We start from the raw sequence: 23,147 nt of genomic DNA on the forward strand, positions 1-23,147 counted from the left end.
ATTTAAAAAGGCTCCCTAATAGGGAGCCTCATCATTGGGGATTATATCTACTAACTTATGCAGACAACTGCTCTATTGCACGAACCGATTCAGTGACCAACTTCGGCCCACGGTAGATAAACCCACTGTATATTTGAACTAGGCTTGCACCCGCTTCTATCTTTTCTGCCGCATCAAACCCTTCAGTAATTCCACCGACACCTATAATAGGTAGCGCTCCATCTAGCTCTTTTGCGAGAGTTCGGATCACTTTTGTAGATTTGTTACGCAAAGGCGCGCCAGAAAGACCACCGGTTTCATCGGCGTATAACAGCCCTTCAACACCGTCACGGGATAAGGTCGTATTCGTTGCTATTACCCCATCAATTTCATAAGACTTTAGGGATGCCGCAACTAAAACCAGCTCCTCATCAGTCATATCCGGTGCAATTTTAACGGCGATAGGAACATAACGATCATGAAATTTCGCTAGTTTTGCCTGTTCAGATTTAAGTGCATCTAACAAACTATTTAATGCCTCACCGTATTGCAGTGTCCGTAACCCTGGAGTATTCGGCGAAGAAACATTGACGGTTATATAACTTGCTCGACTATAAACTTTACGTAAGCAATAAAGGTAATCGTCATTAGCATCTTCATTAGGCGTATCTTTATTTTTACCTATATTAATGCCTAGTACGCCTTTATAACGACTTTTATCTAGGTTAGATAACAATCTATCTACACCGTCATTATTAAAGCCCATACGATTAATAATAGCGCCTTGTTCAGGTAAACGAAAAATTCGAGGCTTGGGATTTCCATCCTGGGGACGAGGCGTTACGGTACCAACCTCTACAAAACCAAAACCCATCGCTGCCATACCATCAACAGCAATGCCGTTTTTATCTAATCCAGCAGCCAACCCTACACGGTTAGGAAAATTAATACCCATAACCTGAACCGGATCAGATAATTTTTCAGCACCCAGTAACTTATTCACACCTAATGCAGACGCAAGATTCATCGAATGCAAAGCGACGTTGTGTGAAAGTTCGGGATCAAGCTGAAACATTAAAGATCGAGTCAGTGAATACAACATACAGATACCAGATAACAAAATTTGCACGATTATAGGCGAGGCGTAATCAGAATAACATAGGGCAAAGCGGATCAAATTGAGAAGTTAGGCTTTTTCATAATAAAAACATAAAGTTATAAAACAATAGTTTCGTTAGAAGAAAAAGACCTAGCTCTACTTAATTTTCTCTATCCCTTTATATTTGCCCTGATCATCAAAAGTGATACGAAAGCGCCCCTTCACACCATCTTTCAATAGAAAAGGTTTTAGTATTTTGGCTGGAAATTGTACGCTGCGACCATCAAGTGCGTGCGCAAAAACAGTTTGCGCAACACCTTGATACATCAAAATATATTTATCAGCAGAGATATATAAGTCAACAAGTATAGATTTCATAACTATTTAACAAAGGCTACAAAATAAAGAGCGCAACAATAAAACATAACTTATAGCCCTGTCATCATTGCGCTCAACTTTTTATGCACTGTATTGACATATTTTTGCTAAATCAAAAAGCTCCCTCAAAGCCACTGTATACATTGCATACTCTTGTTTTTTTGCACTTTTCAACTCAACTAGTACATTTTCCCAACGCTGTACTAACCACTCATTTTCAGTACACCATTTATCAATTGCATGTTGCACTGAACAGCCAGAGTGCTGTCCCTTAATAGCAATCGCGACAATAGCCCTTTGCTGCCAATCAAGATCATCTCTAAAAGCTTCACGCGCCAACGCCTGCCAATAATTATCAACACGAAGTGTATTCAGCTTTTGGGACAGCCAGTCCAATTCCAATCGTTCTCCCAACCCAAAGTACATCTGAGCGACCTTGTCGGTAGATAGCTCCGCCAACTCTGCCGCCTCAATAATCCCCAACGATGAATATAGAAAACGTGCACCCGATACCATTTTGGCCAACTTAACAGGCACACCCTCCGCTTGATAATACTCTTTTGAACTCTCCCAACGCTTTAAGGGCTCTCCAGAGAGAATTTTTTCTTGTTTATTTAATATTTTTACCAGTTCACTTCTAAAGCGTTTAACCTCAACACTGCAATCTAATTCCAAACGGCGATTACGTACAAACCAACGGGTTGCTCTCCTCATTAAATGCTGTAACTCATGCATCATTTTGATTTGAGCTTCATTGCTTACCTTATGGTCTAGCGTCTCGATCTGCTGCCAAAGCGGTTCTATATCAAACACATCTCTAGCAAGAATATAAGCTCGAGCGATTGATGCGTCATCGGCGCCGGTTGATATGCGTAAACGGTCAACAAAATTGATGCCCATCATATTGATCATATGATTCGCAATCTGAGTCCCTATAATCTCACGCCTTAAACGGTGTGATGTTAACTCTTCTGGAAACTTATCCACTAACAGCTCAGGAAAAGCGCTATTAAGTTCATGGCATAAATAGGGATCATCAGGCACGCTGGATACACTTAATGTTTGCTTCAACTCCGCTTTACTGTAAGAGATCAGTATAGAAAGCTCTGGACGCGTAAATCCAAGTTTCATATTAAAGCGTTCATTAAGAGCTTCATCGTCAGGCAAAAATTCAAGCGCTCGATTAAGCTTTCCCGCACTTTCCATATTCGATATATAGCGCTGATATTCAGACATATTTTCTAATGACCGCGATTCGGCCATAGAGATTGCTTGTACTTGGCGATAGTTGTTCTGCAATACTAATTCGGAAATCTCTTCAGTCATCTGTGCCAATAACAGGTTGCGCTGCTTCCGCGTCATATCACCATTATCAACAAGCTGGTTGAGTAGGATTTTTATATTCACCTCATGGTCTGAGCAATCAACACCACCCGCATTATCAATAAAGTCTGTATTAACCCGTCCTCCTGATAGAGCATATTCCATGCGTGCCCGTTGGCTTAAACCTAAGTTACCGCCTTCGCCGACAACTTTGCAGCGTAGCTCATTACCATTAACCCTAAGTGCATCGTTTGCCTTATCACCTATATCCCCATCACTCTCTGTTGTAGCTTTAACATAAGTACCAATCCCGCCATTCCATAACAGATCGACCGGCGCCTTTAACAAAGCACTGATTAATTCATTAGGTGGAACCGCTACGCTAGTTAACCCCGTTAATGCTTGCATCTCAGGTGTAAGTTTTATGGACTTACTGCTCCGACTAAAAATCCCTCCCCCTTTTGATATGAGAGATGAATCATAATCAGACCAGGAGGAGCGAGGAAGTTCGAAAAGCCGCTGCCTCTCTGACCAGCTTTTAGCGGCATCCGGCTGAGGATCTATAAATATATGCTGATGGTTAAAAGCTGCCACCAGCTGAATATGTTTCGACAATAACATACCATTGCCAAACACATCCCCTGACATATCTCCAATACCAACCACTGTGAAATTTTGCTTATCAGTATTGATACCCATTTCACGGAAATGGCGCTCTACTGACACCCAAGCACCTCGCGCGGTTATGCCCATCTTTTTATGGTCATAACCTAAACTACCACCAGATGCGAAGGCATCGCCCAACCAGAAACCGTAATTTTCCGCTATCTCATTCGCTATATCTGAAAAAGCAGCAGTTCCCTTATCTGCAGCAACCACTAAATAGGTATCATCTTCATCATGGCGAACCACCGATTCTGGTGGTACAACTTCACCATCAATTAAGTTATCGGTGATATCAAGCAACCCACTAATAAATGTTTTATAGCAGCTAATACCTTCAGCCAGCCACGCATCTCGACTCATTCCATCAGATAATTGCTTAGCAACAAAGCCACCTTTTGCGCCCACCGGTACGATAACCGCATTTTTAACCTGTTGTGCTTTAACTAACCCCAACACCTCTGTCCGATAATCCTCAAAACGGTCTGACCAACGCAATCCGCCGCGAGCGACCTTTCCACCCCGTAAATGAACCCCTTCAACTTGAGGTGAAAAAACAAATATTTCAAATTTTGGTTTTGGCAGCGGGACATCAGGAATTTGCTCTGGGGCCAGCTTAAAAGAGAAATAACACTTATATTCTCCCTCTTTTTCCTGATAATAATTTGTCCGTAACGTAGCCTTAATTAAGGCTAAATATTCTCGAATAACCCTATCATCATTTAAACTCACGACTTGATCTAAGCTCGTCAGTACCTGTTGCTCTAATACCTCCTCATCACCCCGATTTTCAGGATCGAAACGAGCGGTAAAGAGCTTGACTAACTTAGCCGCGATATCAACGTATGAGTTTAAGGTACTGCTGATTGCTTCAGGACTAATAGGAAAGCCAATCTGCTTCATATAAGCAGCGTAAGCTCTGAGCATAGAGACTTCACGCCAATTAACTTCGCCACCTAAGACTAAGCGGTTAAATTCATCACTGGCGGCTTTTCCTGTCCACACATGTAAAAAGGCCTCTTCAAAGAAGTGCTTCAATGTGTCAGGTGAAACGGTTCCATTACCTATATATTGCAGGCTGAAATCGTGAATCCAGATCTGTTGGTTTTTCCCCTCAACCTGATAAGGATGTTCATCAAGCACTCTTAGGCCGAAGTTTTCCAATACCGGAATAACATCAGAAAGAGGCAATGAGGCGCCTAAACAGAAAAGCTTAAAATTAAGATTGGCATCACCCCGCTCAAAAGCCTTATAAAAACTGAGCTGTATCGGATTCTCACTATTAAGTTTAGCTATACGCTGAAGGTCTACCACCGCAGTACGTGGCATAAAATCTGAACTATAACTTGTAGAGAATGAATCACCATAGAGATTATAAGTGGCTGTTCCACCCTCCTCTCCCAGCGTTTCAACCAAAGCATCACGCAGATCCTCAGACCAGCTTCTACCTGCCTGCCTTACCAATGCCTCAAGTTTTGCTTCATCAACCCCTTCTGCGATCGCGTCACCACGCAAAATAAATTGCGTTCGCGTCAAGATAGATTCAGAGAAGTAAGTGGTAAAATCAGCTTGATCGCAGCCAAGTTCTCGGCATAAGAGTGTTTCAACTTTCCGCCTAAATTCGGTGCTGTATATATCCCTTGGAGAATAGATCAAACATGAATAAAATTGACCGAAATAATCCCGACGGAGAAATAGACGGATCTGTCGGCGTTCATGAATTTGTAAGATACCAATAACAATACGATAAAGGTCATCAATATTTACTTGGAAAAGATCATCCCTCGGGTGTATTTCTAAAATTTGTAATAGCTCTTTCCAATCATGCCCTTGGTGATGGAGACCCGATTTCTCCATAATCGCCTCGACTTTTCGACGCACAATTGGAATTTGACGCGAGCTTTGGATATAGACGCTAGATGTATACAGACCAAGAAAACGGCTCTCACCCACTAAAACCCCATCCCGGTCATAACGTTTAATACTAATGTAATCAGGATAGATCGGACGATGAACGGTCGATTTATGGTTTGATTTTGTGAATGAAAGGATATCTGGAATTAAAACAAAGCCATCTGCATCTCGTGAATTTTGATTTACCAAAGCTGAGCGGCAATGCTCATCACAAAACTTCAATAAACCTAACTGACTACCGGGTACCGCTTCAAGTATCTGTTTGCCCCCTTTTGAAACCAGCTGATACTCATCATAACCTAAGAAAGTGAAATGACTTTTAAGCCAAACAATAAAGTCATGTGCTTCAGTAGAAATGCTCTCCTCAAATCCATTCACTGGTTGTGAGAAAAGAGCAGTCAAGCGGTCGCACTGTTCCAACATCGGAGTAAAGTCTTCCACCACCATAGTGACATCTTCAAGCACATTCAGAAGATCGTTTTCTAAGGAGGTTAACTCTTCAGCTCCCGTGTGACGGTCCACTTGGATTGATACTAATGTTTCACGGTGGGTGTTTTTAGAATGCACGTTGCCAGCACAACTATCTTTATCAAATGCATCAATCAACTCACCGCTATCATCTCTTTTCATGGTGAGCACAGCATTATGAATAGCATGTATGGTTAAATTTCTTCGATTCAACTCCATACGCAAGGAATCAACAACAAACGGCATATCCTCTTGCAATACCTCAATGATGGTATGTGTTGATTGCCAACCATGTTGTTCATAATCTGGATTAAAAACTCGGACTTTAGCTTGCTCCCTTTTACGACATTGAATAAATTGCCAGCAGGCTAATGTTGATCCATAGAGATCTTCTAACTTCCATTCATTCAGATCGATTAACGAGGCTGATGAGTAATAAAGCTTGGCAAATTCGATCAAATCCCCTGCTTGCTCAGCAATCAACCTCTGTTCTATCTCCTCACAAAGAAGCGCAAGAAGTTTCTCTTTTTCATCTACTCTATAGTTATCCATAATGCACTCAAAAATAAGCCCGTTTATCAATAGTATAGATAGGAACTAAAGATACGCGCAGGCTTTTTATTAAACATCTTCTAATATACTCATTAAGCAGCCAATAACCGTTAAACAAACGCAAAAAAGAATATTTCTCCTTCAAGAATCATTGCTATGACCACTAACATTACTCATAATCAAAAAACATGGGATTTATTAATAACGTGTTAAGGTTTTAGATCTGCACCTTTGAAGTATTAACCAAAGGACTTTGTGTTGCTAATTCATCCAACCAAGCTGTTAAGCGTCTTATTTTTTGTATCATTTTCTATACACGCAGCAGTTACCGTTAAACTAGATCAGTCCACCATTTATCAAGGTGAAAAACTAACGCTAACAATAGAAACCGATCAAACGAATCAAGACCGTCCAGACCTACGTGCATTACAAAAAGATTATGTGGTTTTAAGTACAAAAAAGGTCACCCTTTCTAGCCATAGTACAAATACCGTCATCACAAAAAACCGTTGGATCCTTTCACTACGTCCTATTGGGGATGGAGAGAAGATAATCCCACCCATAAAAGTCGGAACCGAAATTAGCCCTGAAGTTTCTCTATTCGTGTTACCTGCTGAGCAAAACCCTCATCCTAGCGAGGGTGCATTACGGCCAATTTATTTGGACGTTAAACTTGATAAAGATGAAACTTATATCAATGGTCAAGTGATTCTCAGTGCTCAGATATTTCACCTATCGCCTCTTCCTGACAATATGAACTTGAGCCAACCTGAATCTATCGATGCTTTAATCAAACCATTGGAAGAACAGAAAAAGTACTCCACTGTTGTGAGTGGCCAACGCTACACCGTAACTGAAAATAATTACGCTATATTTCCTAGAGAAGAGGGAAACATTGAAATCTCCCCTTTATTTTTAAGCGCAACATTAACAAACGGTAATCTGTTAGAACTGAACAGCCCTCCTCAAATTATTTCTGTACTACCTCCCACTTATAGCAGTAGCAACACTCTTTGGCTTCCAGCAGAGAGTGTTCATATTGAAGACAACTTGCCCGACCTTAATCATATTGCGGTAGGTGATAGCTTCACTCGGATCATATCCATGGAAGCGGAAGGTTTACCTGCATCGGCTCTACCTTCATTATCTGTACTCCAAAATGAGTTAGCCGATATAAAATTACTCAATGTCGTATTAGAAGAACAGATGACAGAGCGTGGGGTAATCAGTCAACGTACAGAAGAGCTCATCATTACCCCCTTAGAAGCGGGTGAGGTAACACTACCTGCAATCGACATTCCTTGGTGGAATACTCAAACTGATCAAGGCCAAACAGCAAGCCTAGCATCAAAAGTGATTGCTACAAGTCTTCAAGCAAAGCCTAAAGTATCAAATAAGCTACAAAGTAGTGATTCTAGTGATAATAAAGGGGATCGACCTAAAGATACTTCTGAGCTACTTATCTGGTTGCTTACCGCTATCAGTATAGTGTCAGTATTAGGCTGGATTTACTCTTTTAATAAACTGCGACTATTACAAAACATCTCTAAAGAAAACGAAGAACAACTCGCCCAAGAACAGACAATGCGCAAACAGGTTGCGACTGAAATAGCAGAAAGAAATACCTTTCAAGCCTTATCTATGGCCTGTAATCAGAACAATCCAGCTATAACGCAATTACGGTTAATTGAATGGGCACAAAGCTTTTGGAACGATCCACTACTACTCTCGCTAGAACAGGTCTGCGAGAACGCCAAGAACCAAACTCTCAACTTTCTTATAGTGGATTTAGAGCAACATTTATATAGTGAAAGTCCTGAGTTATGGCGAGGGGACCTACTACTTGACGCTATAGACAAACTCCGGAAACGACAGCAAAAAAGACTCGATATGCAAGCTGGAGACAACCATCTGAGCTATCAAAACCCTTAACTCAATTACGATAAATAGATGCTAATGCCTGCTCCAATTTAGGATAGTTAAATTTATAACCGCTATCTAAAAGATTTTTCGGCACTACACGCTGTCCTTCAGCTAACAACTCAGCACCTTCTCCTAAAATAAGCTTCAGAATACATACAGGCATAGGCAGAACCGTAGGGCGGTGCAAAACATGGCCTAAAGTAGAGCTAAACTCTTTATTTGTTACCGTCTCAGGGGCTGTTAAATTAAACGCTCCAGAAAATTGCTCATGCGTTAACAACATCTCAATAATTTCAATCTGATCATCAATATGTATCCATGACATCCATTGCTTTCCATCACCTATAGCACCACCTAAACCCAATTTAAATGGCATTTCCATTTTAGCTAATGCACCACCCTCCCCTAAAACTATGCCTGTACGTAACAAGCACACTCGGATACCTAAGCGCTCAGCTTGCAATGCTGCGTTCTCCCACGCCAAACAAAGGTGATGAGTAAAGCCTGAACGACACGGGCTTGCCTCGCCTAACTCTTCATCTAACTGACTGCCGTAATACCCAATAGCCGACCCACTTATTAGCACCTTGGGCTTAACTGATAGTTGAGCCAACCACTTAACAAGATCATTTGTTAGCTCTACTCGACTGCTATAAAGCAGCTCTTTACGCTCTGTAGACCAACGCTTATCTAAGATAGGCTCTCCCGCTAGATTGATCACCGCATCAAGGGATATTCCCTCCAACTCTGACAAAGCGCTAATTACCTCAACCGTCCCTTTAAATAGATGCTGTGCTCTCTCTTGATCTCGAGTTAAACAGTAAATTTCATCATTCACAGCCAAGCGTCTACGGATGAAGTGCTGGCCGATAAAGCCTGTACCTCCGGTAATCAATATTTTCATGGGAGCTCCTTTTAATCCTGCAATAATAAGCGCTGCACTCAGCCTACAATATTGATACGATGCTAAGCATTGTTTAGATTAGCAGTCTTATGAGTTAATTTTTAAGAGTACTCAAATGTTTACAGGCATAGTGCAAGGCAAAGGGGTCATCCGCGCCCTCGAGAAAAAAGCAGACTTTATACATCTAAAGGTAGAACTCCCCCCACAACATTGCAAAGATATCCAATTAGGCGCAAGTATTGCACTCAATGGCACCTGCCTTACGGTCACTTCGTTTAAAGAAAATATTGTCAGTTTTGATCTCATTATGGAAACCTTACGCGTCACAAACCTTAGCGAAATAAACCTAGGGGATTTGGTTAATTTTGAAAGAGCTGCAAAGTTTGGTGACGAAATAGGTGGACACTTATTATCTGGGCATATCCATCAACAGGTTTCAATAAATCGTATTGAAAAGCCAGAAAATAACTGGATTCTTTGGTTTAACATTACTCCCGAGTGGCGAAAGTATATATTTCCAAAGGGCTTTGTTGCGCTTAACGGGTGCAGCCTGACCATCGGCGAAGTTTTAGAGGATCAGTTTAATGTATTTCTTATCCCTGAAACTTTATCAATAACTACCTTTGGTAATCTTGAAAAAGGGGATAAAGTTAATATGGAAATTGATGCCCATACCCAAGCGGTTGTGGACACTGTAGAACAATATTTAGGCAACCGTTAACGCACATTGATTAATAACATTTTAATCGCACTAAATTAGTAAAAAAAACTGCATAGATCTTAGAGTTGGCCGATACATTATGCACATGTCTTAAAAGGAAATAAGATGGGGCTGGATCCATTAGAAAAAGAGAATCAGGAACTCAAACGTACCCTGCGACTGATGATCAGTAAAGCAGAACAAAATGAGTCGGTTCTGAATAGTTTTTTTGAAGTGGAGCTTCGCTTACTTTCTTGTGGACGCTTGTCTGAATTATTAGATCTTATCTTGGTTGATTTTAAAGCGCTCTTCCGACTAAGCAGTGTCAATCTGATCTTATTTGACCCTGAACATGCGGCACGTAGTTTACTGAATGAATATGTACCTCCTGCTACAGGCAACACCCTAAGGTTTGTCCAAAGCCAACGGCTGTTAAAATCGATTTACCCTAATCAAGGGATGATTGTAGGGGCACCAAGCCCCTCTCTAAAAGCTGAAGCCTTCCCTGTCGCAGATAGCCCAGTAGAATCTTGCGCTTTATTACCTTTAGTTAGACACAACTGCTTAATAGGTAGCCTTCACTTAGGGAGCTGCGACGCTAGCCGATACACGGAGCATGTGAGATATGATTATATTCAGCACTTAGCCTCTGTGGTATCCGTATGTATAGAAAACTGCATTAACCAAGAGAACCTCCACCGACTCAGCAGTATTGATATGCTGACGAAAGTTCATAATCGCCGTTCATTTGAAGAAGAGATTGTTCGTGAATTATCTCGAGCTAGCCGGTCGGCACACTCTTTAGCTTGTTTATTTATTGATCTAGACCACTTTAAAACGGTGAATGATACTTACGGACACCAAACAGGCGATAGAGTACTGCGCACAGTAGGCCTATTTCTCAATAAGCAGCTACGTAAAACGGATACTGTTGCTCGATATGGTGGTGAAGAATTTGCCATATTATTGCCGAACTGCGACAAAGACCGCGCTTTAAGCATAGCTGAAACGCTTAGAAAGAAATTAGCCAATCTAATTTTTCGTGACGAACTATCTAGGCCTTTCAGGATGACAACATCTATAGGCGTATCTTTATGTCATCCTGAGAAAAACCCATCGGTAAAACTAGACGATATTGCCTATCAACTGATCCAAGCCGCAGACAAAGCTGTTTATAGTTCAAAAGACGGTGGCCGAAACCAAGTTTCATTTATGCCCTTCCCAAACCTTGAACCACCTCAGGTGAACACAGATAAAGGCTAGATACGGCTAAGCCTTATTCATATCCACAATAAGTTCACGATAAATATCTATATACTCTGTTGCTTTATTCTCTCCAAATAGTGGGTCACTTTCTTGTGGTAATAACCCATCAATAACTGCCCAATCCTCCTCAGAAGCTACATCCTCAATAAGTGGGAACAAATGCCCCTCTTCCGAATCCAGATGGGCCGTCTGTAAAACCACAAATTCATCTAAGAGATTAACAAACTCAGTCATAGGCATAACAGCATCATGGAGAACCCCATCAATAGCCTCTATAAGCTGAATACTGGACGCTTTGAGTTTCTGATGCTCTACAGCACAATGTATCAAATGCCTGTCTAGTGCTTCAGAGCGCCCGGAGAAGTAGTCATAGAGCTTATCTTCTCTCGGGTGATGATAACCATCAGCATAAGAAGCGATATAATTGATAACATCTGCCATCAAATTAAAATTGGGGGAGTCCCCCCCTCGAAGCTTGTCTATCTTAAGCCCTAATATAACGAGCAACTTATTAAGATTCACATGGTCTTGATGTAATTCAGTAAGTATTGTCATAAGTACCTCTCCTCACAGAACGTGGTAGTAAGCAACTCAGGGAACTGAAATGGACATACAACTTGATCATCTACGAATACACAAAAGCCGATCCCTTAAATAAAATATAGAGAAAATAAGCAAGTGCGCTTGATAAAGATCAATTTAGAAAGCGTTAGATATAAAAATATTGCAGCGCAACATCTATTTAGCTACAGACGACCAAAATAAAATCGGTGATATGGGAGATAAAACGCTAGTCTCGATTCGGCCAGATAAAAAAAAGACCAAAGTGAAAAACACTTTGGTCTCAAAAGTTGCATTAAAAATAATCTGATAAAGATCACTAATGCTTAGGCCAAGAGTAAAAGCAAACGCTTTCCTCACTTAGCTTAAAGCAAACGGCGGGCCAATTTATTCATCAAATTGAGAGAGTAGCTCAAATAAACTATTTACTCGAATATCCGTCTCTTCAGGCCAATGGCGATTGGCCATATCAACATGAACCGTTGTTACAGAAGCCGCACGTCCAGAAAGAAGATCAAAATGAAAATCCCCTACCATTACCGCCTTCTTATTATCTCCAACCCACTGATTTAAAAGAATATTTATACCTTCCGGCGAAGGTTTAGGTTTCGCTTCATCTCGCCCTAAAATATCTTGGGTAGCAAAAAAATCTGCGGCACCAATGGCCTGCAAAGAGAGAAGAGCAAACTCATGAGCATTACGGGTCAAAATACCTAAACAACAATCTTTTTTATCAAGCTTAGTTAATAATTCAACTGCGCCCTCCGCTGGTTGTGCTTGTGCAGCATAATAACGCTCAAGCTCATCTAAATGCGCCAACATTGTGCGCCTTTTCTCTTCAGGTTGGAGGGCTATAGCAGAAAGAATATCGGTATTCGGTGCCAAGCCTAATTCATTGCGAATATGTGCAAAGTCATGCACAGGCTTAGTTAACGTGCCATCAAGATCAAAAATCCAATAACGCTTATGCGTTAGACTAACCATTTTAAATTCATGCTCACATAAAAATGCCGAAAGGCATAAACATTTCGGCACTTAATCATAAAATATTTTATAGAAGACTATTCTTCAGCAGTTGAAAAGCTAGCTTCATTAAAAGGATCAAGCGGGTTTTCCAATAACTCATCATTATTAAAATATAAGATCCGCCCTTCAAACTTTAAGCGCTTTGTTGCGAACCAACGATCCAGCTCTTCTATACTCTCATCACTCGAATTAACATCAAGCCAACTGATGACTAAATTATAGAAATAAACGCCAAAGAGCCCTGCCGCAGCTCCCAAAAAGAACTCCGATGACAAAGCAAATAATAGTAAGATAATACCTGCTATCCATATCCGATTGGCTTTAGCCGTTTTATAAGCATCATTAGCCAATTCGTGACTATCTTTTAATCGCATATAGCGTCTGAAGTTTTGTTGAATATCGAACTTATCTTCCGCAGACAATAACTGTGACATATTGCATCCTTAGTCATACGTATATTTTATTATTTTCATTTAAAACCAAATCTAAATATAAAATTTGGCATACACTCCTCAGCGAGTATAGCCGAGGGAAAACCATACGTCCCCCCAGCTGACGGAGAATATACAAATTTTTACACTAAACTTTTACTAACAACTTCAAAAACATCTTTTGATAGGTCGCCACTATCTCTAATTCGCTCCAACTCAGCCTTCATTAGCTCTTGTCTAGCAACAGAGAATTTTTTCCAACGTGTTAGTGGGGTTAGCATCCTAGCCGCTATTTGAGGGTTTTGGCTATTAAGCTCAATGATACGTTCAGCCAAAAAGCGATAACCGCTACCATCCAACGCATGAAAATGAAGGCTATTCTGAGCACAAAAAACAGAAATAACAGAACGAAGTTTATTCGGATTCTTACGATCAAAAGCCGGATGCTCCATTAGTTCAAGCACACGAGCTAAAGCACCTTGATGAGGGTCCGATGCTTGAATCGATAACCATAAGTTAACCACTAAGCTTTCCGACTTCCAGCGCTCATAGAAATCAACCAGCAATGCATGCCCTGCATCCCTAAAAGATGAATGGGCAACCAAAACTAAGGCCACTTGCATATCTGTCATATTATCTGCTTTTTCATACTGAGCTTTTGCCAACTGAAGGCTTTCTTCAGTTTCTAGGCTCATTAAATAAGAGAGACATAGGTTTTTAAGACTTCGACGCGCGACAGAATCCGCATCAGGACTGTAGGCAATATCAAGATCATTCTCTCGGTATACCGAGCGTAGCTTATCTTCTAGCTGCTCAGCTATGGAATAGCGAACAAACTTACGAACAGCATAAATCGCATCCACATCAACACAATCAGCCAGCTCAGAAAGGTAAGCTTCAGATGGTAAGGTCAACACTTTACTAACCATCGCTTTATCTAACCCTTCAGCATCGAGAACACTGCGGAATGCGGAGACTAAACGATCATCCAGCTGCATAGTTTTATCTGGATGATAGTCAGCGATAAGCGCCTGCATAATATCAACAGCAAGCTTTTGCGCCGCATCCCAACGGCAGAAACCATCAGTGTCATGAGCCATTAAAAACATTAGCTCATCACGCTGATATGGATAGAAGAGTTTCACCGGTGCCGAGAACCCACGTAAGAGAGAAGGAACAGGTTTAGCGGCTAGACCACCAAAGGTAAATGACTGCTCAAACTCAGTTACATTAAGAATTTGCGTCATCTCACCATTAGGTAACTCAATCTCTTGACCACTCTCATCTAATAACCCCATTGCCAGTGGAATATGGAAAGCTGATTTCTTCTCTTGACCAGGGCTTGGTGGGCAGCTCTGTTTAACATTCAGTACATACTCTCCTGTCGCAGAATTATACTGATCAGTAATATGCAGCTCTGGCGTACCCGCTTGATGATACCAAGCTCTAAACTGGGAGAGATCTTTTCCTGACGCATCTTCCATAGCTTGAATAAAGTCTTCAGTGGTAACCGCTTGCCCATCATGGCGTTCAAAATAGAGATCAGACCCTTTTCGGAAAAGGGCTTCACCTAATAATGTACGCACCATACGCACCACTTCAGCCCCTTTTTCATAAATCGTTAGGGTATAGAAGTTAGATATCTCAATAAAAGATTCTGGTCGAATTGGGTGAGCCATAGGGCCCGCATCTTCAGCAAACTGAGCAGTTCTGAGCAGACTGACATCTTCAACACGTTTAACGGTACGCGAGTTCATATCCGCAGAAAACTCTGCATCGCGAAATACAGTGAAACCCTCTTTTAAACTAAGCTGAAACCAATCACGACAAGTAACACGGTTACCCGACCAGTTATGGAAGTACTCATGGGCAACCACCGCTTCGACACGCTGAAAACCACCGTCTGTAGTGGTGGCCGCATTAGCCAACACACATGAGGTATTGAAAATGTTGAGGCCTTTGTTCTCCATTGCGCCCATATTGAAGAAATCGACCGCAACAATCATATAGATATCGAGATCATATTCACGGCCGTAAACCTCTTCATCCCATTTCATCGCATTTTTTAGCGAAAGCATGGCATAGTCGAGTTTATCTAGGTCCTTCTCTTCAGCAAAGATTCGCAGCTTCACTTCACGACCAGACATAGTCGTAAAGCAATCCTCAATATGCTGTAGATCCCCTGCAACTAAAGCAAAAAGGTAAGCCGGTTTAGGGAACGGATCTTCCCATGTCACCCAGTGACGATTATTCTCTGCTAACCCTTGCGCTACAGGGTTACCATTGGAAAGAAGTTCTGGATAGAGTGCTTTATCAGCTTCAACTGTCGTTCTAAAAACCGACATCACATCTGGACGATCCGGAAAGAAGGTTATACGGCGAAAGCCTTCCGCCTCACATTGGGTACAGAACATACCACCAGACTTATATAACCCCTCTAATGCGGTATTTAATTCAGGGTGTATACGTGTCGTCGACTTTAAACAGAAGCGATCGGGAACGGATGCTATCTTAAGCATTTCGCCCTCACGAACGTAATCCTTATCACTGAGCAGATCGTCATCAATAGATAAGCTCACTAACTCCACTGTTTCATGACCATAAAGCTCTAGAGCGGGAGCGCTCTCGGTACAGGCTGGGTTTCTACTAATAGTTAACACGGCATGAACTAAGGTTTCATCTTCAAATAGTTCAAAACGCAGATCAGTGGATTCGAAAAGATAAGCAGGGACTTTGTAGTCCTTTAAATAGATCGCTTTAGGTTCCTGTGACATTCCAACACCTTAGTTATCAGGCAGATATCATTACCTGATAAGCAGTAAATTTACGCATATTAATAACACCGGTATCTAAAATTAGATACTGGCCTTTGATCCCTTGTAGCACTCCGCTAACGTCAGGCGTTTTATCAAAATTAAACGATGTAACCTTTTGCGGATAGTTCAAAACAGGATAATTAATCTCTATCTGTTCAGCCTCAGGCAATCGTTGTATTGCTTGTAAACCAAATTCATTTTCTAATGCGATCAAACCCGCTTGGCACTTTTCAAATAACAGATCTCTTGTTTCTGTTAAATCTAAGCTTTCTACTTCGTTTTTCAACATTTTGCGCCAATTAGTTTTATCTGCAACATGCTCACCTAATAATCGTTCAACCTTACCAGACTGAAGGCGAGTAGCGACTTTGAAAATAGGTAAGGCCTGCACCGCCCCTTGATCCATCCAACGTGTAGGAATCTGTGTGCCACGAGTTATCCCTACTTTAACGCCCGAGGAGTTAGCTAGATAAACATAGTGATCTTGGAAACAAAACTGCTCGCCCCAACTCTCGTCACGGCAGCTGCCTTCATGAAAATGACACAGTTCCGGTTTAACAATACATTGATCACATTGAGGCAAGCTTTTAAAACAGGGATAACAATAACCCTGGCTAAAGCTCTTATTCGTTTTCCGCCCACAATGAGTGCAATTGATAGCACCTTGGTAATGAAGACGTATAGGCTTTCCTATAAGTTCGTTCATCGCAACTTCTTGCTCACCTACAGGCAAAAAGTAACTAACCTTGTCAGAGAGTTCTGTACGCATTTTCTGCAATGCGCCGCACGCAAGTTCCTGCATCAGTTTTTATCATCTATAAGAATTTTGATAGTGTCCGGCTGCAAAGGATCTTTCCCATGCTGAGAACCATCCTTTTTCGTGCGATCAATAAATCCGACTCGCTCATCGACTGGCTTATTTTCATAATCATAAGCGATCACTGCGCGCATACAAATATCTCGTTGCTCGGCAGTCAATTTACGTCCATCAGGCCACTTACCTAACTCTACTGCACGTTTTAATGACTGGTGCATATCAGGAGTCATCGCCTGAATCAGCTCTTCATAATTCATAAATTCATCCATAGATAACATAAAACGAGGACTAACCTCGTTTATCAGAAAGCGGGAAAGTTTATCACACCCTGCTTTCTTTCAGCATGAACTCAAGTACTTGATCTTGAATTCTCTCTCTATTCTTAATACTCGGCATATGTAGATCTTCAATCTCAATAACTTGAGATAGATTCGGCACAACAGTGCGAGCACATTTTTCTACTTTACTCGGCGCAAAGTAGAGATCATCAGTAGCAACAATAAGCTGTACCGGTGCCTGAAATGCTTGTAAATCTTGTTTTTCAAACGGTCCCGGTGGCAAGAGCGTCATGGGGATACCCGCCTGAAAAACGGCAAAGTAATATGACTCCAGCTCTGGCCAATTATCACCCATTAAAGGTTTCATCAACTGATCAAAATGTAGTTGGTCCGTATTCAATTTAAAACTCAAAAACGGCATAAATAGTTTTTTTAGTGGGCGCCAAATAGGACGGAAAAAACCGGCAGGGACAACCAGCGAAGCCATCGTTATTCTATTGGGTGATCGAGTGGCAAGATCAAGTAAAACAGCGCCACCGAAGGATAACCCAACCGCAGGACAGCTCTCTATATTTAAACTATCAAGTAAGCCTTCAAACCAAATAGCGTAAGCCTGATTACTTGAAATCGGAGCCATACCTGGCGTTTTGCCAGCCTGCCCAGGAATATCAGGACAAATAACATGATATTTTTCAGCCAGCTTAGCAAAAAACTCGATACAAAAAGGTGCGCTCGTATGCAAGCCATGAAGCAACAATAAAGGCGGTGCATCATCAGCTCCCGCCTTCATCACCCAAACTGGGCCAAACGGTGTTTGTACATACTCTCCGGTTAAATTTGGAACAAGAGTACCAACCTTTTCAGCCTGCTGCTCATAACGCTGCTTAAGATCCAGCGATAACATAGTTGCATCCATCTATCTTTCCTCAGGCTTTCGCCAATCGTTTACCAAGAGGCACAAAAATTAAGCCTGTAACAAGGCCGGCAAGATGAGCTGTATTTGCTATAGAACCAAAACCAACGCTACTCAGAATACCGCTGTACCCTAAAGCTAACCAAAAAACCATAAATCCCATCAAAGCTGGGGGCAAACGAAGCTTGGGAGAATATAACCTATCCCACAACCAGCAATAACCAAGAAAGGCGAAAACAACACCAGACAGGCCGCCAAACATCGGGCCACTGACCCAGTATTGAGCCAAGTTAGATGCAACACCTGAAATAAGCACAAGCATTACTAAAGATAAACGACCTTGTGCAGATTCAATTCGCGTGCCTGCAATCCAGATCCAAAGAACATTGAAGACGATATGAGCTGCACTAAAATGCAGAAAAATCGGTGTAATAAAGCGCCAATACTCCATTGACTCAACAGTGCCCATAAGACCACTGGTATAAATTCCATCACTCTTTTGTAACAACTCGGTGATAGTGAAATGTCTTAATAGATCAAAATTTTCCCCAAAACCAATTAAAAAGCTAAGGACAATACTGATCACAATTAATGAGGTTGAAAACCAAGCCCGTTGCGCTAAAACAAAAAAACTGGGCTGCACAGCCGCCGAGAGCTCAAACGCAGGAGTTGGTTGAGCCCTAAACTCCATTTGAGAAAGCTCTCCCCCGTTTTTCCACATCTCATAAAGGGCCAAGATATCCTCAGGGTTAACATTTGGCTCAACCCAGAACTCTTGAAAATCACCTTTCTCAAGAACCCGATGGGGAACCTCATACTGCCAAAGGAACTGAGTGAATTCGGTCAGGTCTTCATTGAGTGGAACAGTAAATACTTTAATCATTAGAAATTAGGCTCATCCGCAATCTCTTTTCTAACATCAACAAAAATAAACTTATCGGGCTGAATAACCTTTTCATTATCTAAACGGTAAGCAACTAATTTCCCATATTTAACCGCACTGTAATCTAGACAAGCGATATTTGATGTTATTGGTGCGGGAGTCCCTTCTCGCCAATAATGACCAATAAAAAGCATCTTCTCTTCAGGGCCATAATACAACAGGTCATTATAATCTTGCTCTGTCAGGGGCATTCTGGCTATATGCTCAGGCAACGGATCAGGTTGAAAAACAACATCACCATAAAACTCTGGCTCCTCTGTCCAAAATTTGGTCCTGAAAAATCGGCGTTCAAAACCATCCTTACTCACCATCGCCTCACCATTAGGTAGGCGCAAATGAGTTCCCCGCAAAAGCCTATCCATTAACGCCCATTCAAAGGTTCCACGCTTAGAAGAACGATGGAGAAAACGATCATCAATAACATGATTAGGGCATTCGGCTTCAAAACGGTCGATAAGCTTCTGATGCCAGCACGCATGGACTACCCGAAAACGATCAAACTCTAAGTAGACCGGCATCTCTCTAATCCACTGTAGAAACATCTCTTCTTCATCAGGGTAGTTTGCTAACTGCTCTAAAGTTTCAGCTACAATGCGGTGATGGCGAGGATTATGTTCACGTAGATAACTTAAACCACTTCCTTCTCGCCCTCGAGTGACATAACTTAAGTAGTTAAATTCATGGTTACCCATAACTATATGAGCATGACCCGCTTTAACCATGTCATAAACTAAGTGCAGTGATTCCCTAATATGGGGCCCACGATCAAGAATATCGCCTAAAAAAATAACTTGGCGCCCAGGATTAGAATAAACACCATTACGTTTCGAATAGCCGAGTTTACTCAGCAGCAGCTCTAAACTTAAAAAGCAGCCATGCACATCACCAATGAGATCATACCCTTTTACTTCGCTCGTCACTTTAATCTCCGAGCTTAGTACCCCAACCAAGTTTCTCTCGGCAGGTACTATAAAAGTCATAGTTAAGAGGATGAAGTAACTTCAACTTATGTGGTTTTTTATGCACTGTAACTGTATCGCCAGGCGCACAACTAATATCTTTTTGACCATCACAAGACACTGTCGGGTAAGCACTATTATTTGGGCTAATAACCAGCTTTAGCTCACTATTACCATTAACCACAATAGGTCGACTAGATAAAGTATGAGGAAACATAGGCACAAGGACCAGCGCATCAAGCTTAGGATGCATAATGGGTCCACCACCAGACAAAGAATAAGCAGTTGACCCTGTAGGTGTAGAAATTATCAGGCCATCCGATTTTTGTGTATATACAAATTGACCTTCAATATAGAGTTCAAACTCAATCATTCTTGCGGCTTTACCCGGATGTAACACACAGTCATTTAATGCTGTTGCTTCACCAATAGGCACGCCATCTCTTTTTACAATCACATCAAGTAGAAAGCGGCTATCTACGGTATATTTACCTTCTAAAACCTCAGCAACCTTTTCTTCAATCTCATGAGGCGCTATATCAGTAAGAAACCCTAAATTCCCTCGGTTTACACCTAAAACTGGAACATGGTACTGAGCTAAGGAACGTGCGGCTCCCAGCAAACTTCCATCGCCGCCGACGACAATCACTAAATCACAAATCTCTCCCATCATTTTAGGAGTACTGGTTTGCTGCCCATGCCCTGGCATCACTTCAGCAATTTTTTCATCTAATATGCAATTAAGACCACGATCCCCTAAAAAACGGATCATATGTTTCAAGGTATCAATCACAGATTTGCTACCTAAACGACCAATAAGGCCGATATTACGAAAGTAATCCATTTTTGCTCCGGATCAGCTGGTTACATCCAAAATATAGATATTTTCATCTAACTCATTTTTCTTGATTTTTTCAATACGCTTTTATAGTAAAGCCTATGCATCTCTACAACATTAAAGTGATCTTAACCCCTGAAGCCCCCCTGTATGCAATGCTAAAATCTGGCTCCCTTCAGTAAAAAAACCCTCTTCAATTAACTCTATCAATCGCAGCATCATTTTACCGGTGTAAATCTGATCTAAGGGAAGATCATAATCATCGTCCATCATAGAAATAAAAGCTAGAAGCTCAGGAGAGGTTTTAGCATAACCGCCAAAATGGCCGTTGTAATCTAAAACCCAATTATTAACATCTGAATAACCGGCTGATTCTAAAAGCATTGAAATATCATCTTTTAAAAATTTAGCACCTTTCAATACCGGTATACCGACTACATTAACACTAGGCTGGGATGCGGCGACGCCCGCTAAGGTACCTCCCGTCCCGCATGCAAGTACGATATTATCTATGCCATATTTCTGGATTAGGGATTGATTAACAATCTCTGCCGTCCCTTTGACTGCTAAAGCATTGCTTCCCCCTTCAGGCACAATAAAGGGATCACCAAACCTATCTCTTAACCCTTGTAAAAAATCCGCGTCTTTTCGTTGTTTGTACTCAGCACGTGTCACAAAATGGAGCTCCATTCCCCAACGCGCAGCATCAGTTAAAGTAGGATTACTTGCATAATCCGACTCCCCTCGAATAATACCAATGGTTTTTATCCCTAACGCTTGCCCCGCCCAAGCCAAGGCATGAATATGATTTGAATATGCACCACCAAAACTCAGTACGGCTTTGACTCCCTGAGCTTTAGCTTTCTCAAGATTATATTTCAGCTTAAACCATTTATTCCCACTTACTCGCTGATCTATCTGATCCAACCTTAATAGATGAACACCTACATCGCGCATCTCAGCTTGCTTCATATTTAATGAAACAACAGGTAATTCATTGAGTTGATCAAACATAGGACAACAACCACGCAAAGTCATAAAACTGAAGTATTTTTGTCATCAATTAGACATAAAACAATCGTAAAGTAACTAAAAAAGAGGAGATAATAATGGAAGATTATACAGAAGAACTACTTTATCAAAATATCGATGAATACGAAGATGATAACCAATCAGATGATGCTGAAGAGCAATAGCATCATCTGATAAATTAACGACTCTAACGCTTACCCTACCCCGCTTGAACAACATTACCAATATGTTGCTTAAGCAAAACCGTACGATCCCCACCTGAACTTTTTGCCTCATACATAGCTAAATCAGCCCGCTGTACAACTTGGTCAGGTTTCTCCATCCCATTGGTTTCTGTCACCCCAAGACTCATAGAGACTTTAGCAATACCAACCGTTCCTTTTTCTATACTATAAGGGCATTTGGTATTAAAAATGGATCTAATTCGCTCTGCCGTTTGGGAGGCATCTTGAATACCTGTTCCGGGTAAGAGAACCATAAACTCATCCCCACCATATCGAACCGGTATATCATTCTCCCTCAACGTTTCTTTAAGAAGTTCACCTATAGTCCGAAGGACTCGATCGCCCTCCAAATGCCCTAATGAGTCATTAATTCCCTTAAAGTCATCCAAATCAAAACAGATAATACTCAGTGGGTGCTGATAACGTTTAGTACGATCAAGCTCTTTAGCCATAACAGCATAAAAATGACGCTGATTGAATAAACCAGTCAACTCATCAGTAACAGAAAGAATCTGTAGTTGCCGCTCAAAGTCATACCGTTCTGTCAGATCATGGAAAAAGCCAATACTGCTTCCTTCAACTTCATCCATGATAACCGCTGACAACCGAATAGGTACTATACTGCCATCGCTACAAACCAAGGCCGCCTCAAAACCCTCTATGGAGCCTGGCGCACCATAAGAGTCTGAATATATAAGCTTTTTGATTTTTCGGGCATCATTCAAACTTGGATAAATTCTTGAGATACTTAAAGAGCCAATAACATCTTCGGCACTATAACCCAAAAGTTTCTCCGCAGCCGGATTAAAAATCCGGACTATCCCCAAGCCATCAACGCCAATAATAGGGTCTGGACATAAAGAAACTACTACCGTTTCAACCACATTTTTCACCGATACCCATCCTTGTTTTTTTATTCTTATAATACTGTAGACACAAAAAGCACTCCTGCTTTTACTCACGACAAGTAAAAACCTGATTAAAATTCAATCTACAAAAAAAAGAGGAAGATACACGTTAAATGCTTAAAATACAAAAACATGAGATGACATGAACAAAAGAAAGTGGTGGGCGTGGAGAGGCTCGAACTCCCGACATTCGCCTTGTAAGGGCGACGCTCTCCCAACTGAGCTACACGCC

General features: G+C 41.4%; 19 protein-coding genes. 3 read left to right on the forward strand and 16 right to left on the reverse strand.

From position 1 onward, the window contains the following. Positions 1 to 55: 55 nt before the first annotated feature. The 3 genes from Q4486_RS05010 to Q4486_RS05020 all read right to left on the reverse strand — a co-directional run bounded on the left by Q4486_RS05010 (position 56) and on the right by Q4486_RS05020 (position 6,376). A complete protein-coding gene (locus Q4486_RS05010) occupies positions 56 to 1,081 on the reverse strand; it encodes a quinone-dependent dihydroorotate dehydrogenase (RefSeq protein WP_303518571.1) in 1,026 nt (341 codons plus the stop codon). 153 nt (positions 1,082 to 1,234) lie between these two features. Beyond that, positions 1,235 to 1,456 carry a DUF2835 domain-containing protein gene (locus Q4486_RS05015; RefSeq protein ID WP_303417195.1) on the reverse strand — a complete coding sequence of 74 codons (222 nt, stop codon included), beginning with the start codon at positions 1,454 to 1,456 and terminating at the stop codon, positions 1,235 to 1,237. Between the two features lie 81 nt (positions 1,457 to 1,537). Next, the gene (locus Q4486_RS05020) at positions 1,538 to 6,376 is read right to left on the reverse strand and encodes an NAD-glutamate dehydrogenase (RefSeq protein WP_303518572.1); all 4,839 of its coding nucleotides are present in this window, start codon (positions 6,374 to 6,376) and stop codon (positions 1,538 to 1,540) included. Between the two features lie 258 nt (positions 6,377 to 6,634). Here Q4486_RS05020 and Q4486_RS05025 point away from each other — a divergent pair, with 258 nt between their 5' ends. Further along, positions 6,635 to 8,308, forward strand: coding sequence for a BatD family protein (locus tag Q4486_RS05025; protein WP_303518573.1), 1,674 nt, complete (start codon positions 6,635 to 6,637; stop codon positions 8,306 to 8,308). Between the two features lies 1 nt (position 8,309). Here the strand turns inward: Q4486_RS05025 and Q4486_RS05030 are convergent, their stop codons facing one another. Beyond that, positions 8,310 to 9,203: a TIGR01777 family oxidoreductase gene (locus tag Q4486_RS05030; RefSeq protein WP_303518575.1), complete on the reverse strand. Its 894-nt coding sequence runs from the start codon at positions 9,201 to 9,203 to the stop codon at positions 8,310 to 8,312. A gap of 115 nt (positions 9,204 to 9,318) precedes the next feature. Between Q4486_RS05030 and Q4486_RS05035 the strand changes: the two genes are divergently transcribed. After that, a complete protein-coding gene (locus Q4486_RS05035; RefSeq protein WP_303417202.1) occupies positions 9,319 to 9,924 on the forward strand; it encodes a riboflavin synthase subunit alpha in 606 nt (201 codons plus the stop codon). A gap of 105 nt (positions 9,925 to 10,029) precedes the next feature. Next, positions 10,030 to 11,166: a sensor domain-containing diguanylate cyclase gene (locus Q4486_RS05040; RefSeq protein ID WP_303417204.1), complete on the forward strand. Its 1,137-nt coding sequence runs from the start codon at positions 10,030 to 10,032 to the stop codon at positions 11,164 to 11,166. A gap of 6 nt (positions 11,167 to 11,172) precedes the next feature. Here the strand turns inward: Q4486_RS05040 and Q4486_RS05045 are convergent, their stop codons facing one another. The 12 genes from Q4486_RS05045 to Q4486_RS05100 all read right to left on the reverse strand — a co-directional run bounded on the left by Q4486_RS05045 (position 11,173) and on the right by Q4486_RS05100 (position 22,900). Continuing rightward, the gene (locus Q4486_RS05045; protein ID WP_303518576.1) at positions 11,173 to 11,724 is read right to left on the reverse strand and encodes a hemerythrin domain-containing protein; all 552 of its coding nucleotides are present in this window, start codon (positions 11,722 to 11,724) and stop codon (positions 11,173 to 11,175) included. 393 nt (positions 11,725 to 12,117) lie between these two features. Continuing rightward, positions 12,118 to 12,714: an HAD family hydrolase gene (locus Q4486_RS05050; RefSeq protein WP_303417208.1), complete on the reverse strand. Its 597-nt coding sequence runs from the start codon at positions 12,712 to 12,714 to the stop codon at positions 12,118 to 12,120. A gap of 77 nt (positions 12,715 to 12,791) precedes the next feature. Next, entirely contained in the window at positions 12,792 to 13,190 is a 399-nt protein-coding gene (locus tag Q4486_RS05055; RefSeq protein ID WP_303417210.1) for a hypothetical protein, read from the reverse strand. 140 nt (positions 13,191 to 13,330) lie between these two features. Then, entirely contained in the window at positions 13,331 to 15,961 is a 2,631-nt protein-coding gene (gene pepN, locus Q4486_RS05060) for an aminopeptidase N (protein ID WP_303417212.1), read from the reverse strand. 16 nt (positions 15,962 to 15,977) lie between these two features. After that, positions 15,978 to 16,805 carry a DUF2797 domain-containing protein gene (locus Q4486_RS05065; protein ID WP_303518578.1) on the reverse strand — a complete coding sequence of 276 codons (828 nt, stop codon included), beginning with the start codon at positions 16,803 to 16,805 and terminating at the stop codon, positions 15,978 to 15,980. Continuing rightward, the gene (locus tag Q4486_RS05070; protein WP_067867084.1) at positions 16,805 to 17,077 is read right to left on the reverse strand and encodes a YeaC family protein; all 273 of its coding nucleotides are present in this window, start codon (positions 17,075 to 17,077) and stop codon (positions 16,805 to 16,807) included. The genes Q4486_RS05065 and Q4486_RS05070 overlap by 1 nt, the downstream gene beginning before the upstream one ends. Positions 17,078 to 17,141: 64 nt before the next feature. Continuing rightward, a complete protein-coding gene (locus Q4486_RS05075; RefSeq protein ID WP_303417217.1) occupies positions 17,142 to 18,014 on the reverse strand; it encodes an alpha/beta fold hydrolase in 873 nt (290 codons plus the stop codon). Positions 18,015 to 18,024: 10 nt separating this feature from the next. Next, positions 18,025 to 18,894: a rhomboid family intramembrane serine protease gene (locus Q4486_RS05080; protein WP_303518579.1), complete on the reverse strand. Its 870-nt coding sequence runs from the start codon at positions 18,892 to 18,894 to the stop codon at positions 18,025 to 18,027. Continuing rightward, positions 18,894 to 19,880 (reverse strand): metallophosphoesterase, encoded by a 987-nt coding sequence (locus tag Q4486_RS05085; protein WP_303417244.1) that lies wholly within the window; start codon positions 19,878 to 19,880, stop codon positions 18,894 to 18,896. Before Q4486_RS05085 ends, Q4486_RS05080 begins: the two co-directional genes overlap by 1 nt. Beyond that, positions 19,876 to 20,757 carry an NAD(+) kinase gene (locus Q4486_RS05090; protein WP_067866962.1) on the reverse strand — a complete coding sequence of 294 codons (882 nt, stop codon included), beginning with the start codon at positions 20,755 to 20,757 and terminating at the stop codon, positions 19,876 to 19,878. The genes Q4486_RS05085 and Q4486_RS05090 overlap by 5 nt, the downstream gene beginning before the upstream one ends. A gap of 111 nt (positions 20,758 to 20,868) precedes the next feature. Beyond that, complete coding sequence (locus Q4486_RS05095; protein ID WP_303518580.1) at positions 20,869 to 21,765, reverse strand: 1-aminocyclopropane-1-carboxylate deaminase/D-cysteine desulfhydrase; 897 nt, start codon at positions 21,763 to 21,765, stop codon at positions 20,869 to 20,871. A gap of 217 nt (positions 21,766 to 21,982) precedes the next feature. Beyond that, a complete protein-coding gene (locus Q4486_RS05100) occupies positions 21,983 to 22,900 on the reverse strand; it encodes a sensor domain-containing diguanylate cyclase (RefSeq protein WP_303518582.1) in 918 nt (305 codons plus the stop codon). Between the last annotated feature and the right edge of the window lie 247 nt (positions 22,901 to 23,147).

It is taken from the genome of Neptuniibacter sp. 2_MG-2023, from assembly GCF_030547495.1.
GTDB lineage: Bacteria > Pseudomonadota > Gammaproteobacteria > Pseudomonadales > Balneatricaceae > Neptuniibacter.

Excerpts from the sequence above, each read along its gene's own strand:
- Q4486_RS05010 (WP_303518571.1), bottom strand. The coding sequence starts at position 1,081 with ATGTTGTATTCACTGACTCGATCTTTAATGTTTCAGCTTGATCCCGAA.
- Q4486_RS05020 (WP_303518572.1), bottom strand. The coding sequence starts at position 6,376 with ATGGATAACTATAGAGTAGATGAAAAAGAGAAACTTCTTGCGCTTCTT.
- Q4486_RS05080 (WP_303518579.1), bottom strand. The coding sequence starts at position 18,894 with ATGATTAAAGTATTTACTGTTCCACTCAATGAAGACCTGACCGAATTC.
- Q4486_RS05070 (WP_067867084.1), bottom strand. The coding sequence starts at position 17,077 with ATGAATTATGAAGAGCTGATTCAGGCGATGACTCCTGATATGCACCAG.
- Q4486_RS05065 (WP_303518578.1), bottom strand. The coding sequence starts at position 16,805 with ATGCAGGAACTTGCGTGCGGCGCATTGCAGAAAATGCGTACAGAACTC.
- Q4486_RS05055 (WP_303417210.1), bottom strand. The coding sequence starts at position 13,190 with ATGTCACAGTTATTGTCTGCGGAAGATAAGTTCGATATTCAACAAAAC.
- Q4486_RS05015 (WP_303417195.1), bottom strand. The coding sequence starts at position 1,456 with ATGAAATCTATACTTGTTGACTTATATATCTCTGCTGATAAATATATT.
- pepN (WP_303417212.1), bottom strand. The coding sequence starts at position 15,961 with ATGTCACAGGAACCTAAAGCGATCTATTTAAAGGACTACAAAGTCCCT.
- Q4486_RS05040 (WP_303417204.1), top strand. The coding sequence starts at position 10,030 with ATGGGGCTGGATCCATTAGAAAAAGAGAATCAGGAACTCAAACGTACC.
- Q4486_RS05035 (WP_303417202.1), top strand. The coding sequence starts at position 9,319 with ATGTTTACAGGCATAGTGCAAGGCAAAGGGGTCATCCGCGCCCTCGAG.
- Q4486_RS05095 (WP_303518580.1), bottom strand. The coding sequence starts at position 21,765 with ATGTTTGATCAACTCAATGAATTACCTGTTGTTTCATTAAATATGAAG.
- Q4486_RS05075 (WP_303417217.1), bottom strand. The coding sequence starts at position 18,014 with ATGGATGCAACTATGTTATCGCTGGATCTTAAGCAGCGTTATGAGCAG.
- Q4486_RS05050 (WP_303417208.1), bottom strand. The coding sequence starts at position 12,714 with ATGGTTAGTCTAACGCATAAGCGTTATTGGATTTTTGATCTTGATGGC.
- Q4486_RS05090 (WP_067866962.1), bottom strand. The coding sequence starts at position 20,757 with ATGGATTACTTTCGTAATATCGGCCTTATTGGTCGTTTAGGTAGCAAA.
- Q4486_RS05045 (WP_303518576.1), bottom strand. The coding sequence starts at position 11,724 with ATGACAATACTTACTGAATTACATCAAGACCATGTGAATCTTAATAAG.
- Q4486_RS05030 (WP_303518575.1), bottom strand. The coding sequence starts at position 9,203 with ATGAAAATATTGATTACCGGAGGTACAGGCTTTATCGGCCAGCACTTC.